This window comes from Mangrovimonas sp. ST2L15, assembly GCF_001280515.1.
Classification (GTDB): Bacteria; Bacteroidota; Bacteroidia; order Flavobacteriales; family Flavobacteriaceae; genus Mangrovimonas; species Mangrovimonas futianensis.
Window position 1 is genome coordinate 516,511 of the sequence record NZ_LBIQ01000030.1, and the last position, 17,638, is coordinate 534,148.

Here is a 17,638-nt window from a genome sequence, read left to right on the forward strand (position 1 = left end):
CGGTTAATCCGGAGTTTTTTATGCCTTAATTTTACCTTCTATATGTGATAGTATTTGAGGGACCTCGTCAATTTGAAAATCTAATTGAAAAAACAATTCACCTTCTTTTTCTTCAAACTTAAGAGACCCAGTCTTTATAGGGTAATAGCCCGTTTGACCTCGACAAAAGCATAATCTTCCAAAAACCATATTGAGTTTCTCCAAATCCTGATTTTCGTATACGTTTTTGTCAAAATTTGGGGGCAATTCAAAAAGGACCAATTCGATGTAACTTGCATCCTGTAAGTTGGGATCTACATTCTTTTTAAATTCAAAAGAGATAACACAATGATTTCCATCCTGAATTTCGGGATAAAGGCTGCCAATGTTATCTTTTAGTAAGACAAGGTTCTTTGAAGTCAGTGTTTCTAAATTGCAAATGCCAGTTTCTGGGCAATAGACAGAAGTGGAACCGCTGAAGTTTTTGTTAGAATCCTTCGAAGATTTACACGAGGGAATTAGAAAACCTAAAATTATAATAGTTGCTTTGATTAAGACATTTTTAAAAGTAATCATGTTAAAACTTTGCACTAATGAAAATAAGGTCATAATTTTAAATAATCAATTAACTAGTATAAAAATGAGAAAAAATTACACAAAATCATTTCTTTTTTTATTGATTTTTGGTTTTTCATTATCACTTTTTTCACAAAATGAAAAAGGTGTTTGGACAAAGACAACCAATAAAAATACAAGAAATGCCACTTTGGCTTTTGGAAAGGCCTTCCCTTCAAAAGCAGAATTTTACCAATTGGATTTGGGCTTGTTAAAGTCCAAATTGCAGAGTGCACCAAATAGAAGAACCAACCAAGGAATTTCTAATCTAATCATTGAATTTCCTAACTCTCAAGGAGGCTTTGAAGCTTTTAGGATTAAAGAGGCCTCTGTTATGCATGAAGATTTACAAGCAAATTTTCCTAATATTCGCTCGTATGTAGGTACAAGTGTAAATCATCCCGGCAGAAAAATACGCTTCAGTATAACTCCTAAGGGATTACATACCATGACGCTAGGAAACATTGAAGCAACAGAATATATCGATCCTTACATGAATAGTGAGGACACATATATGGTTTATTCTAAAAATGATTTGCCTGTGATAAATGATTTTGTTTGTGAATTCGAGGATGATTCAATGGATTCAAATAAGAACAATGTTCAATCTCAGTTTTTTAATGCAGATGATGGCTTATTGAGAGATTATAGGTTGGCACTAGCTTCTACAATAGAATACTCAGAATTTCATTGGATGGCTGCTGGGTTAACAGCATTAGATTCCGAAGCAGATAAAAAAGCTGCGGTTTTGGCTGCTATGGTAGTCACAATGACACGTGTGAATGGTATTTATGAGCAAGATTTATCTGTAACGATGACCTTGGTGCCAGATAACTTAGATATTATTTATATTACTTCTGATAGCTTTGATAATAACAATGCATCTACCTTAATAAACCAAAGTCAAACGGTAATCACCAGCGTTATAGGTACAGCCAATTATGACATTGGCCATACATTTAGTACTGGTGGAGGAGGCTTAGCTGGATTGGGTGTTGTTTGTAATAGTACTCAAAAAGCAAGAGGAATTACAGGTTCGCCATCACCAGTAGGGGATGCCTATGATGTAGATTATGTAGCTCATGAAATTGGTCATCAATTTGGTGCACCTCACACTTTTAATGGTAATACAGGTAACTGTGCAGGAAGTAACCGTACCGCATCCAATGCTTATGAACCAGGTAGTGGAACAACTATAATGGCCTATGCGGGCATTTGTGCTCCTCAAAACATTCAAAGTAATAGTGATGATTATTTTCATCAAAAGAGTTTACAAATGATGTGGGATGTTATAACCACCTCTGCAAACTGTGCTACTACTACCGATACAGGAAACAGTGCTCCTACTTCTGATGCTGGTTCTGATTACTTAATTCCTATGTTAACCCCTTATAAGTTAATGGGAGCATCGACAGATGTAGACGGAATAGATACTCATACATTTACTTGGGAGCAATATGATTTAGGACCAGCTGGTGTTCCAACAGAGACTACAGCGTCTGGACCAATGGTAAGATCATTTAAAGGCACTGAAAACCCAATAAGATACATTCCTAATTTACAAGATTTGTACATCACCAACGGGTCTACTGATTGGGAAAAATTATCTGGGGTAGCCAGAGATTTAAACTTCAGACTGACCGTAAGAGACAATGATGAAGCTGGAGGTCAAACTGCTGTAGATGAAATGACTGCTACTGTTACTACTAGTGCTGGACCTTTCTTGGTAACTTCTCAAACAGAAGATCAGTTGGTTTGGACTCCAAACGAAACAGAAACAGTTACATGGGATGTTGCAGGAACTACAGGAAATGGTGTCAATACGGCTAATGTAAATATTTTATTATCAACTGATGGCGGACTGACATATGGTACCATATTAGCCGCAAATACTCCTAATGATGGTTCAGAAGCTATCACAGTACCTAATGTTTCTGCTCCTTACTGCCGAATTATGGTAGAGGCTGCTGGAAATATCTTTTTCTCTGTGAACCAAAAGTTCTTTGCAGTTGGGGATTATGTTTATGAACCAGTAAACGTATGTGAAGATTATACATTTAATCTAGATGCAGCTATAACAGAAAGTAGTGACAATAGTTATCCTGGAATATCTATGACTATAAATGATTCCTTTACCATTTCAGATATTAAAACACATGTGGATATCACACACCCAAATATGGGTCAAGTTAATGTGTTGTTTTGGTTTCCATGGTCAACTGCATTGAATACAGGTATCTGGTACAATGAAACTTCTTGTACAAATGCAGATATGGATAAATGGTTTGGATTGGATGGTGTTGATCCTACTTGTTCTACTAATGATGACACTGAATTTACACCATACACCTTGACTAATTTCACAGATGCTGTTGGTGAGAATAGTGCAGGTGATTGGATTGTTTATTTTAAAGATGTAGTTGTTGATGGGTCAGGAGGAACACTTAATACATTTACGATACAGTTATGTAGTGAAGATGTAGCTCCAGTATTATCGACTGAATCATTTGAAATTAATGACCTTGCTGTTTATCCAAATCCTAACAATGGAAATTTCACCGTGAAGTTTAGACCTACATCAAGTCAGGTAGGATTGGAAGTTTTTGATATTAGAGGAAGACAAGTATTCAAAAATGAATATACCGCTTCTGGAGATTTTTCTGAAACAATACAATTGAATAATGTTCAATCTGGATTGTATTTATTAAACATTATGGATGGTTCCAAAAAGGTTACCAAGAAAATAATAGTTAACTAAATAAAATCTTTTAAATTATCAAGGCCCCAATTAGGGGCCTTTTTTATATGAATTTATCTTATTGGGAAATAAAATCGTGGCTCACAAAAGTAGATTTCACCATTATAGGGAGTGGTATTGTTGGGTTAAATACTGCCCTTAATTTAAATGAAAGATTCCCGGAGTCTAGTATTTTGATTTTGGAAAAAGGAATTTTGCCCCAAGGCGCTAGTACTAAGAATGCTGGTTTTGCATGTTTTGGAAGTTTGAGCGAACTTTTAGATGATTTAAAAACCCAATCGGAAACTGCAGTATTTGAACTTGCCAAAAAGCGTATTAATGGATTAGAACTCTTAAGAAAGCTGGTGGGGGATAAGGGAATGGGGTATGATCCAAATGGGGGGTATGAACTGTTTCTTAAGAAGGATCCCATTTATGAGGAATGCATGGAAAACATTTCTCGAATTAACAAGTTATTACAGCCACTATTTAATAAAAATGTATTTCAGGTTTGTGAAAATAAATTTGGGTTTCAAAATATTAAAGACCAATATGTATTTAATCCATTTGAAGGGCAGCTAGATACTGGAAAGATGATGGAAAGACTATTGCAAATGGCCCAAAATAAAGGAATCAAAATACTAAATGGAATTGAGGTGTTGTCATTTTCAGAAACGAATCATGGTGTTCAGATAAAGACTAAAGAATTTGAGTTTAGTACCTCTAAACTATTTATAGCAAACAATGGATTTGCATCACAGTTAATGGAGCTACCTGTTAAACCTGCTAGAGCACAGGTCCTAATTACCAAACCAATAGAAGATTTACACATCAAGGGAACATTTCACTTGGATCAAGGATATTATTACTTTAGAAATATCGATAATAGAATTTTGCTTGGAGGCGGTAGAAATTTAGATTTCAAAGGGGAAGAAACAGTTGAATTAAACCAAACTGAATTAATACAGAATTCATTGGAAGCCTTATTAAAAACGGTCATATTACCCAATAAATCAATTGAAATCGATCATAGATGGAGCGGTATAATGGGTGTTGGCGAAACAAAAGCGCCCATTGTCAAACAATTATCCAACCATGTTTTTGCTGGTGTTAGACTGGGAGGGATGGGTGTAGCAATTGGTAGTTTAATCGGTAAGGAATTGGCAGAATTATTAGATTGATGATAAAGGAAGAACTTCTTAAAATCTGTTTGGAAATGACCAAAGCTCGGATTAAGGCTATTCAAAAAGGCATTTATGAAATTCAAGAGTCCATGTTGTCTGAAACAAAAAGTAGTGCAGGTGATAAGCACGAAACAGGAAGAGCTATGTTGCAATTAGAACGTGAAAAAGCAGGTAACCAGCTGTCCGAAACGGAAAAACTTTTGGAAATCTTAAAAAGGATTAATCCGAAGCATGTATCTGAAAATATTGGGCTAGGTAGTGTAGTCTATACTTCAAGACACAACTATTATATTGCTGTTAGTTTAGGTGAATTAAGTGCGGATGGAATAGCTTTTTATGCTATATCACCAAATACTCCCATGGGTAAAATTTTAATTGGAAAACAACTTCAAGACACCATAAACTTTAATGGTCAAACCTTCCAAATAACGAAAATCGAGTAAATTATTTACTTATAGAAAGAAAGACTGTTTCTCCTTCTTCCAAAGCATGAACATGATGAAAGTAAATGGATTTTCCTTTGTATATGGCTTCTATCAAAAAAGTTTGTCCTAAAAAATAGGATTTTTTGATAACAGATTCCATTTCCGAGTGGTTAACTACTTTTAATTGGTGGGCATAAACAATTTTCTCATCAATCTTATTGTATTCTTCAAAGAAGGAAGCAACTAATTTGTTTTTCGGGTGATTATACAGGGACATGGGTGTGCCTTGTTCTAGAATTATGTGATCATTCAGAACTATCATTTTATCAGAATAAGGGAGTACATCCTCTTTATCATGGGTTGCCACCACGCAACTAACATTGTTTCGTTTTAAGTAGTTGAAGAAATTTCTTCTTAATGGGTGTTTTTTAAAATTATCAATATGTCCAAAGGGTTCATCGAGTAACATAATTTCGGGCTCTTTTGCAATTGCTCTAGCTAGTGCTACACGCTGTTTTTGTCCGCCACTTAGTGTTTTTACCTTTACTTTTGCAAAGTCCGTAAGACCAACTACTTCAAGCAATTCTTCAACGCGCTTCTGTTTTTCTTCCGGATAAAAATTGGAAAGATGTTTTCCCACGTTTTCTTCCACTGTAATAAAAGGCATTAAATCAAATTCCTGAGCTACGTATTTCATGAAAGGGTAACCAACAACTAGATTGTGTTTAGGTCCAAGCACTTCGACATCTTTCCAAAAAATCTGTCCATGGTCCAAATCCATTTCTCCATATAGAAGTTTTAAAAGCGTACTTTTTCCAGACCCGCTTTCACCAATTATGGAAACATGTTCACCTGGTAAGACTTCAAACGAAATATCTTGTAAAATTGGTGTTTTATTATAAGAAAAGGATAGGTGATTTACTTTAAGCATGTGCAAAAATACCAATAAAAAATGCCCTAGCCCTTTATTTTTTCATGTACTTCAACAGGAAGTTCTTTATAACCCATATTAAATAACGTAAAGCCATAAATATCCGCCCATTCTTGCATTTGTAAAGAGATTGGTTTTCCTTCACCATGACCAGCATTGACGTCGATACGAATTAATACCGGATTTTCCCCAGTTTGTTTTTGTTGAAGTTCTGCTGCAAATTTATAACTATGTGCTGGAACCACCCTATCATCGTGATCGGCGGTGGTGACAAGGGTAGCCGGATATATTTTGTTGTTTTTTACGTTATGAACTGGCGAATACCCCAAAAGATAATTGAACATAGCTTCACTATCCTCAGCAGTTCCATAATCATAGGCCCAACCTGCACCAGCTGTAAAGGTATGGTATCGTAACATGTCTAGAACACCTACGCCGGGGATTGCTACTTTCATTAAATCTGGTCTTTGGGTCATTGTGGTACCAACGAGCAATCCACCATTGGATCGACCAGAAATAGCTAAAAATTCTGAAGTGGTGTACTGTTTTTCAATCAAATATTCCGCGGCTGCAATAAAGTCATCAAATACATTTTGTTTTTGTCTTTGTGTTCCCGAATTATGCCAGTCTTTACCATATTCACCGCCACCACGCAAATTGGGGACAGCATAAATACCGCCTAAATCTAACCAAACCGCATTGACGACACTAAAAGCAGGAGTTAGACTGATATTAAACCCACCATAACCATAAAGCATGGTAGGATTCTTTCCATGACGCTTTAATCCTTTTTTATAAGTTATGATCATCGGGATTTTAGTCCCATCCTTTGAACGGTAAAAAACCTGTTCACTTGTATAATCAGAAGGATTGAAATCAATTTTTGGTTGCCAATATAAACTTGATTTTCCAGAAGTGGGATCAAATTCATAGATGCTATTAGGGGTCTTGTAATTGGTAAAACTGTAATAAAGTAGCTTTTGATTTTCTTTTCCAGAGATAGGAGTAGTGCTCCCCTTTCCGGGTAGATCAATAGTTCTTACTAGAACACCATCATATTGATATTGTTTAATCGAACAAATGGCATCTGTCATGTATTCAGCAAAAATAAATCCAGCACCTTTGGATGGAGTTAAAACATATTCTATTTCAGGAATTAGATCAATCCAATTTTCCGGTTTTGGATTCCTTGCATCAACCATAACGATTTTTCCATTAGGAGCCTTCAAGTTTGTGTATAGAAACAGATGGGTTTCATTATTGTCTAGTAAATAGGTGTCCGAATCACAGTGATCCAAAACAGTTAAAAGGGGTGTTGCTTCATTTTGAAGGTCTTTTAGGAATAACTTGTTTCCTGAGGTAGAAACTCTAGGGGTCAAAATGAGATATCTACTATCTTTCGTTACAGTAGCATAAATATAACGGTGCTTTTCCTCTGCTGTAAACCCGTAAATTTTTAGGTCTTGCCTTTGCTTAGTTCCTATTTTATGATAGTAAACTTTATGTTGGTCTGTTTTTGAAGACAATTCACTTCCTTTTGGTTTGTCATAACTAGAGTAGTAGAAACCCTCATTGCCTTTCCATGATAATTGACTGAATTTTATATCAACCAAAGTATCTCCTATCTGTTCTTTAGTTTGTGTGTCTATCACAACTACTTTTCTCCAATCGCTACCACCTTCAGAAATCGAATAAGCTGCCAAGGAACCATCTTTGGTAAAACTGATTTGGGATAGAGATTTGGTTCCATCTTTTGAAAATGAATTGGGATCTAAAAAAACTTCATCATCTCCAACTTCCCTTTTTCGATATAAAACACTATGGTTTTGAACACCATTATTTTTATAATAATAGGTCTCATTTCCTTCTTGAAATGGCGCCCCAACCTTTTCATAATCCCATAATCCTTTCAGTTTTTCAGCAATGGTATGACGATAATCGATTTGATTTAAATATTGTTTGGTAACTTCATTTTGAGCTTTCACCCAATCTTTAGTGTCTTTACTTTGATCATCTTCCAGCCAGCGGTAAGGGTCAAGTATTTCGGTTCCAAAATAGGTGGATCTGGAATCCCCTTTTTTTGTTTCAGGGTATTTCATGGTTGATTTTTTATCCATTTAATGTCTCCTAAATTAGCTAATTTATGTTGTGTTGAGTCAGTAAGTATGGGAATAAAAAAACCGTTTCGGTGAGGAAACGGTTTTGAATATAGAGTTTTTGTTTTTTTATAAATCAAACTTGATTCCTTGCGCTAAAGGAAGCTCTGTTGTATAGTTAATGGTATTGGTCTGCCTGCGCATATACACTTTCCATGCATCAGAACCTGATTCACGGCCGCCACCAGTTTCTTTTTCACCTCCAAAAGCACCTCCAATTTCGGCACCTGAAGTTCCGATGTTTACATTGGCAATACCACAATCTGAACCGGCATGAGATAGGAATCTTTCAGCTTCTCTTAAATTATTGGTCATAATTGCTGAAGACAGGCCTTGAACCACTCCGTTTTGGATTTCAATAGCATTTTCAACATCTCCCGAGTATTTCATAAGGTATAAAATGGGAGCAAAGGTTTCGTGTTGAACAATCTCAAAACTGTTTTTAGCTTCTGCAATGGCAGGTTTTACATAACACCCACTCTCATAACCTTCTCCTTCAAAAACACCACCTTCAACCAAAACAGTTCCTCCTTCTTCAACTACTTTTTCTAAAGCGTGCTGATACATAGAAACGGCATCTTGATCGATAAGTGGACCCACGTGATTATTTTCATCCAATGGATTACCTATTCTTAACTGGTTGTATGCTGCAACTAGGGCATCCTTCACTTGGTCATAAACACTCTCATGGATAATAAGGCGACGGGTAGAAGTACAACGTTGACCACAGGTTCCTACAGCCCCAAAAACAGCTCCTATCACCGTCATTTTGATATCCGCATCAGGGGTGACAATAATGGCATTATTACCTCCCAATTCCAGTAAGCTCTTTCCAAGTCTTGCTGCCACCTCTTGAGCCACGATTTTACCCATTCGGGTTGAGCCAGTAGCTGAAATCAATGGGACTCGTTGGTCTTTGGTCATATATTCTCCAACCTTGTAATCCCCATTAACTAGACAAGAAATACCTTCTGGAAGGTCATTGTTTTTTAGAACTTCGGCGATTAAATTTTGACAAGCAATGCCACAAATAGGTGCTTTTTCACTAGGTTTCCAAACGCATACATCACCGCAAATCCAAGCAAGTGCCGTGTTCCAACTCCAAACTGCTACAGGGAAATTGAAAGCAGAAATAATACCTACAATTCCCAGCGGGTGGTATTGCTCATACATTCTATGTCCAGGGCGCTCACTGTGCATGGTAAATCCATGAAGTTGACGTGAAAGACCTACTGCAAAGTCGCAGATATCAATCATTTCCTGAACTTCTCCTAAGCCTTCTTGATAACTTTTTCCCATTTCATAAGAAACCAATTTGCCTAAAGCTTCCTTCTTTTCTCGAAGCTTGTCTCCAAACTGTCTTACTATTTCACCCCGTAATGGAGCGGGTTTTAATCGCCAGGTTTTGAATGCCTCTGAAGCGGTCTTCATCATCTTTTCATAATCATCCTTTGTGGTGGAAGTTACCTTGGCAATTAATTGGCCATCAACGGGAGAATAACTCTCAATGATGTCTCCATCACCAAAGCAATTTACTCCTGTGGATGTTCCTGGATTTATTCCTTTAACACCTAATTCGTTTAGTGCTTTTTCGATTCCAAAATCGGTTGCAACTGCTTGCATAATTAGTTTTTTTATAATTTATAGCTGTGTTTTTTGCGAAGGTACTAATATTAAGTGGCTTATTTAAACGATGTTGGTTCAAAAATATTAACTTTATTGTTCTTATTAAGACTCCAAATGATGAAATCAATTGCACCTATATTTCTGGTATTTTTTTGGCTACTGTCATGTCATCAATCCCAAAATCAAGGGAAGATAGACCAGGGATTTTCTTCTTTGGAAAAATCGGAAACCAAACCACAATCCTTTGCTATTGTTATTCATGGTGGTGCCGGAACCATTCTTCGTGAGAACATGAGTGCTGAGCAAGAAAAGCAATATCGGGATAAGCTTGAGGAAGCAATAAAAGTGGGACATCAAATCTTGAAAGATGGAGGTAGTAGTTTGGATGCTGTGGAGAGAACCATTAATGTTTTGGAGGATTCGCCATTCTTCAACGCTGGGAAGGGTGCTGTTTTAACCAATGAAGGGACTGCCGAATTGGATGCCTCCATTATGGATGGAAAAACACTGAATGCTGGAGCTTCGGCTGGAACCAAAACTGTTAAAAACCCCATTTCTTTGGCGCGGGTTATCATGGAGCAATCACCACATGTGATGATGGCTAGTCAAGGAGCAGATATTTATGCTAATGAACAAGGGTTGTCTACTGTTGATCCTTCCTATTTTATTATTGAAAATCGCGTACAATCCCTAAAACGACTTCAGGAAGCCGAAAAGAAAAAGAAAACGTCCCAAAAGCAAGGTTTTTATGATTCCAATATTAAAGATTCTAAGTTTGGAACCGTAGGTTGTGTGGCTCTTGATAAAAATGGGAATTTGGCAGCGGGTACTTCTACCGGCGGTATGATGAACAAACGTTGGGGTCGGGTTGGTGATTCTCCAATCATTGGGGCCGGCACCTATGCAAATAATGCTACATGCGGGATCTCCTGTACGGGTTGGGGTGAATTTTTTATTAGAGGCATGGTAGCTTATGATATTTCGGCATTGATGGCATATAAAGGCATGACTTTAAAAGAAGCAGCCAAAGAGGTAATTCAAAAGAAAATTCCTGAAATGGGTGGTGACGGTGGACTCATTGCAATTGACAAAACGGGCGAAGTGGTCATGGAATTTAATACGGCTGGGATGTTCCGCGCTTCTATGAATGATCAAGGTGATTTATATATTGGCATGTTTTCTGAGTAACTTATCAGAGTATGACTAAAAATTCATAATTTTTAAAATTTAATATTAACCTACTTTAATACAGTCATTTTAAACAATGATAAAAAGCAAGTACCTCTCAATTCTACTAATAGGGTTATTAGTATTTTCCTGTAAAAAAAATGATGTAGAAACCAATAATATCTACAGATTTAAAGAGTATATCAGTTTTACTACCTCGGGTTTGGTTTCGGTGGCAGACCCCATTCAAATTAATTTGGCCAAGGAGGTAGAAGGGTGGTCTCCAGACATGGCATTAGATAAAAAATTGCTAAAGGTTGACCCTTATGTAGAGGGGAAACTTACAGCAGTAAATAACCATGCCCTCGTTTTTACTCCCGATGAACCCTTGGATTCCGATACGGAATATACCGTGACTTTGAAACTTAAGGATGTGTATAAAGATGTTTCAAAGGAATTATCTGAATTTACCTTTCAATTCAAAACTATTAGACCCAATTTTACTGTGGTAACCAATAGCCTTCAATCCTATGATAGGGAATGGCAGTATTTAGAGGGTGCGTTAAAGTCAGCCGATATCATTTCCATTGAAAAAGCAAAAAAGCTTATCCAAGCGACTCAAAATGATGAGTCTCTTGCTATTGTTTTTAATGAGGAAAGCACTGCTTCTAGAAATTTTGATTTCAAAATAGATAGTATTCACAGGGAAATTGAAGATGATCACATATTGATTAAATGGGATGGGGAAGCGATTAAAGCGGATAACAAAGGAGAAAATTCTTTTTTAATTCCCGGGATCAATAATTTCTCAATTATAGATGTTTCAGTTACCCAGAATCCAGAGCAATGTTTGGTTTTAAACTTTTCAGATCCATTGAAAAAGGAACAAAATTTTGATGGGTTAGTAAGTATTGAGAACTCAGCTACCCCAAAATTTTTGGTCAATGGAAATGTGCTGAGGGTTTATCCTAGTTCAAAATTGGTCGGAAATATTCAAGTAGATGTTTTTCAGGGCATCACCAATACCGAAGGCTATAAATTGAAAAAACCATTTTCAGAAACGGTTTCTTTTGAAGAGTTGAAGCCTCAAGTGAGGATGTTAAGCAGTGGCGTGATTTTACCCAATTCCAAAGAGTTGAAATTAAATTTTGAGGCAGTTAACCTTAAGGCTGTTGATGTTAGGGTTATCAAGATTTTTGAAGACAATGTGCTTCAGTTTTTACAGGAAAATGATTTTGGCGACACTTACACAAGTAATCTACGACGCGTGGGAAGAAGGATTGCAAAAAAAACAATCCCATTAGTTCAAAACGAACAGGAATATCAAGGGAAGTGGAAAGCTTATAGTTTGGATCTATCCAAGTTTTTTCAGGCTGATCCAGGCTCACTTTACCGCGTGGAAATAAGTTTTGAGCAAAGTTATTCCTTATATCATTGTGATTCTAATGATACGGTTTCAAGTAACGATGAAGAGGAGGAGTATTATTATGAAGAGGACTACATGGAAAACCTAAGTGTAGATTATAACGAAGATGAAGAATTAAGGGAAGAAGCTTACTGGGATAACTTGACGTATCGATATAAAAATTACACTTACAATTGGAAGGAACGTGAAAATCCTTGTCACAGTGCCTATTACCATGAAGAGAGAGTTGTTTCCCAAACCTTGTTGGCTTCCAATTTGGGAGTGGTTGCAAAAAGAGGAAATAACAACACCTATTTCTTTGCAGTAACCGATTTGCTAACTACAGAACCAGAAGCAAATGCAACGGTTAAGCTTTACAATTATCAACAACAAGAACTTGTGCAAAGCACTACGGATGAAAAGGGTTTTACCATGATTGACTCAGATCAATTTGCATCCTATGCTGTTGTAATCAAAGGTCGCAGTAAGGCCTATATTAAATTGAATGATGGAAATTCACTGTCACTAAGCAAGTTTGATGTATCAGGGAATAAACTGCAAAGAGGATTAAAAGGCTATTTGTATGGGGAAAGAGGCGTTTGGCGACCAGGAGATACTCTTCATTTGGCGTTTATTTTGAACGATAAGGATAATGAACTTCCGAACGGCCATCCAGTCAAATTGGAGCTCACAGATCCGAATGGTAAAATGGTTTACAAAGAAGTGAGATCAGAGCATGTGAATCAATTTTATAAGTTTACAGTGCCCACAACCACTGATGATATAACAGGTAATTACAGTGCCAAGGTCTCTGTAGGAGGAGCCAAATATTACAAAACCATCAAGATTGAAACGGTCAAACCCAACCGATTGAAAATAGACTTGGATTTTGGAGACGGCATAATTACCAAAGAATCTTCCTTGATGGCTGATTTGGGGGTACATTGGTTACATGGTGCGCCAGGTAAAAATTTAAAAGCTGAAATTAAAGCTAAATTTACAGCATCTTCTCAAGGATTTGACCATTACAAAGGTTATACCTTTCAAGATCCATCCAAAGTTTTTAAAACAGAAGAATTAACTGTTTTTGAGGGAAAAGTTGACGAAAATGGAAAGGCTAATGTTCATAAACAAATTAATCTGGAAGGTAGTGCGCCAGGATTGTTAAAAGCTCAATTTTTGGTGAGGGCTTTTGAAAATGGAGGAGATTTTTCCATTGATGCTTTTAGTAAAATCTATGCGCCTTATGATGCCTTTGTCGGTTTAAAAATGCCTGAAGGAAATCAATATGGTGGGTTTGAAACTGGAAGGAACCAAACCTTTAAAGTCGTTTTGGTAGATGCCCAGGGAAAACCGTTACAACGTGAGGGCTTAGAGGTAAAAGTGTATAAAGTGGAATGGCGTTGGTGGTGGAATGCATCTTATGATAACCTTTCCAGCTATGTTTCAAATAATTACCACAGGGCGGTTTATGATACCAAACTGAATACAAATTCAAAAGGAGAAGGTGCTTTTAACTTGAATATTCCAGATAGTGGAAGAGGGCGTTATTTAATTAGAGTTATTGACACAAAAGGAGGCCATTCTACTGGAAGTACAGCCTATTTTTATAAAAATTGGTGGGATGCTGTTCCCTCTGGAAACAAAGATGCGGCCAAAATGCTGGTATTTAATGCAGACAAAGAAACTTACCAAACGGGAGAGACCGCTAAAATAACCTTTCCTTCCGGGGAAGAAGGACGTGCTTTGATTAGTATTGAGAATGGTACCGAGGTGCTTGACTACAGATGGGTAAAGACTGAAAAAGGTCAAACATCGGTTGACGTTCCTATTACTCCAGAAATGGCACCCAATGTGTTCGTTAATATTTCTCTCTTGCAACCACATGCTGTCACTTCAAATGATTTACCCATTAGGTTGTATGGTGTTATTCCCTTGATGGTCGAAAATAAGGATACTAGACTTCATCCTCAATTGGATATGGCCGATGAGCTGAAACCTGAAACCGAGTTTAAGGTGACTATTTCAGAAAAAAACAATAAAGCCATGACCTATACCTTAGCCGTTGTGGATGAAGGATTATTAGATTTAACCCGATTTAAAACACCAAATGCCTGGGATGATTTTTATGCCCGAGAGGCTTTAGGAGTTAAAACTTGGGATCTTTTTGATCAAGTGATTGGTGCCTATTCAGGAAGTATTGATCAAGTGTTTTCTATTGGTGGTGATGGTTCTATTGAAAAAGGTAAGAACAAAAAAGCCAACCGATTTAAACCGGTGGTCATGTATTTAGGTCCTTTCAAATTAGAAGCAGGTCAAAAAAAGGAGCATCATTTGATGATGCCAAATTACGTTGGCTCAGTAAGGGCTATGGTTGTAGCTGGAAACAATGATAAGGAAGCATACGGGAATGTTGAAAAGGCAATCCCTGTTAAAAAGCCACTTATGGTTTTGGCAAGTTTGCCAAGAAAGTTAAGTCCTTCAGAAAAAGTGCAATTACCTGTCACAGTATTTGCTATGAAACCGCATGTCAAGTCGGTGGAAGTGAGTCTTAAATTAAGTGAAGGACTTTCCATTGTAGGAGAAAAAATCCAAAAAATTAACTTCGATAAACCTGATGAGAAAATGGCCTATTTTGAATTGGATGTCCATAAGGTTAAAGGAATTCAACAGATAGAAGTGGTTGCTCGGGGTAATGGAGAAAAGGCGACTTATAAGGTAGAGTTGGATGTATTGAATCCAAATCCTATTTCTTCAAAATCAACGGATATAACTCTGAGCGCCAATGAAAGCAAGAATATGGAGATTAGAACTTTCGGAATTGAAGGAACCAATTCGGCTACCGTAGAGTTTTCTACTATTCCTCCAATGGATTTTTCAAGACGCTTACAATATTTGATTCAATATCCTCACGGGTGTGTAGAGCAAACCACATCAAGTGTTTTTCCACAGTTGTTTTTAACTGATATTTTTGATTTAACCGTTGATAAAAAGAAAGCCATCCAACAAAATGTGGAGGCAGCCATTAAAAAGCTGGCTTATTTTCAAACCTCAGATGGAGGTATGGGTTATTGGATGGGAGCTTCTGAGGTGAACGATTGGGGGACCAGTTATGCAGGTCATTTTTTGTTGGAGGCAGAACGAAAAGGATATGCCTTACCGGTGATGTTTAAGTCCAATTGGTTAAAATATCAAAAAATGGCAGCTCGGGATTGGAGGCCAAGTTATCGCATTTACCATTCTGATTTATCACAAGCTTACCGTCTTTATACTTTGGCTTTGGCAGGCGAGCCTGATTTGGCTGCAATGAATAGGTTGAGAGAATTCAGTGAAATTTCAAACGAAGCCAAATGGCGATTGGCTGCGGCTTATGCTTTAGCGGGCCAAAAGGAAGCTAGTCAAGCTTTGTTGAAAACCGCAAATATAGAATTTGAACCTATCAGAAATGATTATTATACTTATGGATCTGTGGATAGGAATCGAGCTATGGCTCTGGAAACTTTGGTCTTGGTAAAGGATGGGAAGATGAGGGAATTGGCTGAGCTTATTGCTAAAGAATTATCTGGAAATCGCTGGATGAGTACACAAACAACAGCCTATAGTTTACTGTCTATTGCTAAAATGGTGGAAAGTAATGGTGGAAAATCTTTAAAATTATCGTACATTTTAGATGGTAAAACTCATGATATTGAAACTTCAAAATCTATGGCTACTAGGGAGCTTTCTATAAAAAATGGAGTTAACTCTTTGAGTATGATCAATAAATCAAACAATGTGGTTTATGTAAGAGTTTTAAATTCTGGAAAATTACCATTGGGAGAGGAGTTGGTAGAGCAACGCGGATTAAGTGTATCGGTGGTTTATAAGGATCTAAAAGGAAGTCCTATAGATATAAAGACCTTGCAACAAGGACAAGACTTTTTAGCGACTATTCAAGTATCCAATTTGAAATCATTGGCTGTTAATAATGTCGCTCTAACGCAAATCATTCCATCTGGGTGGGAAATAATAAATACCCGTTTCACCGATTTTGGTGCCGCAACCACAAGTGAGGCAGAGTATATCGATATTAGGGATGACCGGGTGAGTTATTATTTTGATTTGGACAAAAAGGGAAAAAAGGATACCAAAACATTTCAGATAATGTTGAACGCCTCTTATTTGGGAACGTATTACTTACCAGGCATTCAAGCGGAGGCTATGTATGATGATGATTATTTGGTAAGAACTAAAGGTAATTGGATAAAAGTTCAAAAATGAAAGTAAAGGAAATCGAAAGCATTACAGATCACCGACCTTTTAAGATTCCAGAGGAATCTTGGAAATACTATCAAGAATGGAACCAAGCCATATTCATGCACTGGAGGATATCTTTGAATGACTTGAGAGCATTGGTGCCAGAGGTGTTTGAAATTGATATGTTTGATGGCTCTCCTTGGATTTCTTTAGTGGCTTTTGATATGAATAATATTGGTATTAAGAACATCCCGAAAGTGCCACATATATCAGATTTTCATGAACTTAATATTCGCACCTATATCAAATACCAAGGAAAACCAGGGGTTTATTTTTTGAGTATGGAAGGGAGTAAGAGATCATCTTGTAGGGTTTTGAAAGCGTTTTCAAAACTCCCTTATCGGTATTCCAATATAAAAAGAAATACATTCAGCTATAATTCTAAAAATCCAGCACAACAGGATCATTATTCTGTCACTTATCGGGTTGGGGACAGTTTGGAACATAAAAGCAAGCTTGATTGTTGGTTAACTGAAAGGTATGCTTTATTCCATCCATCCAAAAAAGGGGTGTTTGAATATAACATTCATCACTTACCTTGGCCAATGAAGGAGATTCAAATAAAGGATTTGGAAGTTAATTATCAAGGATTCCCAGAGCTAAGTGAACAACCTGAGCTAGTACACTACTCTCCCGGAGTGAAGGTGATTACTTGGAAGAAAAAGAAACATTCTCTTTGAAGACCGAATTTGTTCCATATTATGCTGTGATTTTCTCTTCCATTCAAACCGATCAATTAGAAGGCTATTCAGAAATGGCCGAAAAAATGGAACAGTTAGCGAAAAACCAACCTGGGTTTATTGCTTTGGAAAGCGCAAGAAGTGGTTTGGGAATTACAGTCAGCTACTGGAAAACCCTCTCAGATATTTCCAATTGGAAAAAGCATTCTGAACATATGATAGCTCAGGAATTAGGCCGATTCAATTGGTATGACTGGTACCATGTAAGGATTTGCAAAGTGGAGCGGGAGTATACTTTTCAGAATTAAAACGAAATTGCGGTTTATAAAAACGTTCTAGATTTTCTGTCTTTTATTTTGAAATTATAGATGAAGCCTTATGTTTGATATAGATATATTCGGAGAAGAGAATAGTAGTATTTAATCCTTTCCTAAGAA

Annotated in this window: 11 protein-coding genes; 7 read left to right on the top strand and 4 right to left on the bottom strand. The window is 36.9% G+C overall.

Annotated elements, in window-relative coordinates:
• Positions 1–18: 18 nt before the first annotated feature.
• Positions 19–555, bottom strand: coding sequence for a hypothetical protein (locus ZA07_RS06210; RefSeq protein ID WP_053970855.1), 537 nt, complete (start codon positions 553–555; stop codon positions 19–21).
• A 64-nt stretch (positions 556–619) separates the two neighbouring features.
• On the opposite strand from ZA07_RS06210, the gene ZA07_RS06215 reads away from it, so the two are divergent.
• The 3 genes from ZA07_RS06215 to ZA07_RS06225 are packed head-to-tail and all read left to right on the top strand — an operon-like array spanning position 620 to position 4,958.
• Complete coding sequence (locus ZA07_RS06215) at positions 620–3,352, top strand: reprolysin-like metallopeptidase (protein WP_197276705.1); 2,733 nt, start codon at positions 620–622, stop codon at positions 3,350–3,352.
• A 47-nt stretch (positions 3,353–3,399) separates the two neighbouring features.
• A complete protein-coding gene (locus tag ZA07_RS06220) occupies positions 3,400–4,512 on the top strand; it encodes an FAD-binding oxidoreductase (protein ID WP_053970857.1) in 1,113 nt (370 codons plus the stop codon).
• Between the two features lie 35 nt (positions 4,513–4,547).
• Positions 4,548–4,958, top strand: a complete 411-nt coding sequence (locus tag ZA07_RS06225) for a 3-oxoacyl-ACP synthase (RefSeq protein WP_231628643.1) — start codon at positions 4,548–4,550, stop codon at positions 4,956–4,958.
• Position 4,959: 1 nt separating this feature from the next.
• On the opposite strand, the gene ZA07_RS06230 is transcribed toward ZA07_RS06225, so the two are convergent.
• From ZA07_RS06230 to ZA07_RS06240, 3 genes are all read right to left on the bottom strand, one after another.
• On the bottom strand, positions 4,960–5,871 hold the full coding sequence (locus tag ZA07_RS06230; protein ID WP_053970859.1) for an ABC transporter ATP-binding protein: 912 nt from the start codon (positions 5,869–5,871) through the stop codon (positions 4,960–4,962).
• A gap of 26 nt (positions 5,872–5,897) precedes the next feature.
• A complete protein-coding gene (locus ZA07_RS06235; RefSeq protein ID WP_231628644.1) occupies positions 5,898–7,970 on the bottom strand; it encodes a prolyl oligopeptidase family protein in 2,073 nt (690 codons plus the stop codon).
• Positions 7,971–8,096: 126 nt separating this feature from the next.
• Complete coding sequence (locus ZA07_RS06240) at positions 8,097–9,650, bottom strand: aldehyde dehydrogenase family protein (RefSeq protein ID WP_053970861.1); 1,554 nt, start codon at positions 9,648–9,650, stop codon at positions 8,097–8,099.
• 120 nt (positions 9,651–9,770) lie between these two features.
• On the opposite strand from ZA07_RS06240, the gene ZA07_RS06245 reads away from it, so the two are divergent.
• From ZA07_RS06245 to ZA07_RS06260, 4 genes are all read left to right on the top strand, one after another.
• Positions 9,771–10,841 carry an isoaspartyl peptidase/L-asparaginase gene (locus tag ZA07_RS06245; protein WP_053972065.1) on the top strand — a complete coding sequence of 357 codons (1,071 nt, stop codon included), beginning with the start codon at positions 9,771–9,773 and terminating at the stop codon, positions 10,839–10,841.
• 76 nt (positions 10,842–10,917) lie between these two features.
• The gene (locus ZA07_RS06250; RefSeq protein ID WP_053970862.1) at positions 10,918–16,485 is read left to right on the top strand and encodes an alpha-2-macroglobulin; all 5,568 of its coding nucleotides are present in this window, start codon (positions 10,918–10,920) and stop codon (positions 16,483–16,485) included.
• Complete coding sequence (locus ZA07_RS06255; RefSeq protein ID WP_053970863.1) at positions 16,482–17,201, top strand: YqjF family protein; 720 nt, start codon at positions 16,482–16,484, stop codon at positions 17,199–17,201. The genes ZA07_RS06250 and ZA07_RS06255 overlap by 4 nt, the downstream gene beginning before the upstream one ends.
• Entirely contained in the window at positions 17,198–17,509 is a 312-nt protein-coding gene (locus ZA07_RS06260) for an antibiotic biosynthesis monooxygenase (protein ID WP_053972066.1), read from the top strand. The genes ZA07_RS06255 and ZA07_RS06260 overlap by 4 nt, the downstream gene beginning before the upstream one ends.
• The last annotated feature ends 129 nt before the right edge of the window (positions 17,510–17,638 follow it).